This window comes from Mucilaginibacter sp. P4_E8 (genome assembly GCF_056401495.1).
Window position 1 is genome coordinate 1 of the sequence record NZ_JBFUJG010000366.1, and the last position, 1,549, is coordinate 1,549.

Here is a 1,549-nt window from a genome sequence, read left to right on the forward strand (position 1 = left end):
TCACCTGTAGGGTTTAGATTCACGTTTACTACCCTACCAAACGTTCCATTACTTGATATACCTGCGCAACAGATATTGTTTGCATCTTTATATCCTATAATCAACCAGAACTGAGTGTTAGAACCTTTAAACGTTATATCCGATGATACCGGGTTTAATAACTGTGTAGTCCAAAGACCAACAGCCGAATTATATATAAAATCACCAGATGCTATAGAAAATGAACCTTTTGGTGGTACTGGTGAATTTGATTTATCTCCTGTTACAGCTAAAGTAGTACCAGTAGTATCTAAATCTGCTTTGTCTGCTTTGAGAGTTAATGAACTGTTGAATGTTGTATTTAACCCTTCAACATTAGTTTTAGTTAGGGTCGCTAAATCTGTAAGAGCACCACCAACGGTTGAACTTGGTATTGATTTAGGGGCAAGCTGATTAGTAATATTGCTGGTAACACCAGATATGTAAGATGAAATATCCATTTATTGACTTTTCAATAAATAGTATGTCAATTAGAATTTTAATCCAGATTCCTTTACCTTAAATTCAATTTCTAACCTGTTGTTATTGGTATTATATTTTTGCTTAATGATGTTATAAGAATTGGTAGTAATTGATATCGGTAATAATGTATTATCAACTAATTTTACATATACAACTTTAGCCTCTAATAATTCTTTAATCCAAGCTGCTGTTAAATCATTTAAAACATCACTGAATACTTTATAAGTTGATTGTTTAGCAACATTATAAACTAAATCCGTTTGATTATATACACCATCATTATTATTAGTATAATCCCCGGCTGAATTGATCTGATAAGGGTATGTAGTTATAGAATTTTTTGTTATGGCTATGCTTTCTGCTGGGTTGAACATAGTAATACTATCAAAACCACCTAAAGAATTTGAGAAAAGTATTTGTACTGGTTCTGCTTTACAGTTATCAGCCCTTAAAACAAATGTTCTTGTTTCAGATTTGGTATGTCCACTACCATCAACCAGTTTAACAGTAAAGTAATTAGTGTTATCTATTGAGTAATAAGTTCCAAAGGGGTCTTGAAACATATCTCCAAAAGAATCACCATACATATTATTAAAGTCAAATCCGAAATAAGCATCAATAATTTGTGGGCTTATATTAACTCTGTAAGCTTTATTCGTTGATGTGATGCCTGTTACTATATGGCTACCTAATAAAGTGTTACCAGAGCCGTAAAAATCATATTGAACGCCACCATTGATACCCGCATTTAATAGATACAGGTATTCATCAGAAGATTCATAAATGTTACTGATTAAAGGTTTGTTAGTTAAAAATTGATTCTTGGTAGTACCAGAGTTCAGAACATAATTCAAATAATTGTACGCTGTAAATTTTACCCTATCAAGTTCACCCTGCCATACAGTATAAGCATCACTTAATACTGTTGAAGCTAAAACAATTGTACCACCGCTTACTTGATAATCAGATATTAGTAATTTAAAAGATTGATAAATTTCTGGTGTAGATTCAATTAAATTATCAGAGGTTTTTAAACTATAGTTGACAT

At 31.6% G+C, this 1,549-nt stretch carries 2 protein-coding genes; both read right to left on the minus strand.

All coding sequences use genetic code 11. From position 1 onward, the window contains the following. The coding region (locus tag AC1DRQ_RS31420; RefSeq protein ID WP_477430048.1) for a hypothetical protein at positions 1–479 on the minus strand (479 nt) is incomplete at its 3' end. A 30-nt stretch (positions 480–509) separates the two neighbouring features. Next, on the minus strand, positions 510–1,549 hold a 1,040-nt coding region (locus tag AC1DRQ_RS31425; RefSeq protein ID WP_477430049.1), incomplete at its 5' end, for a hypothetical protein.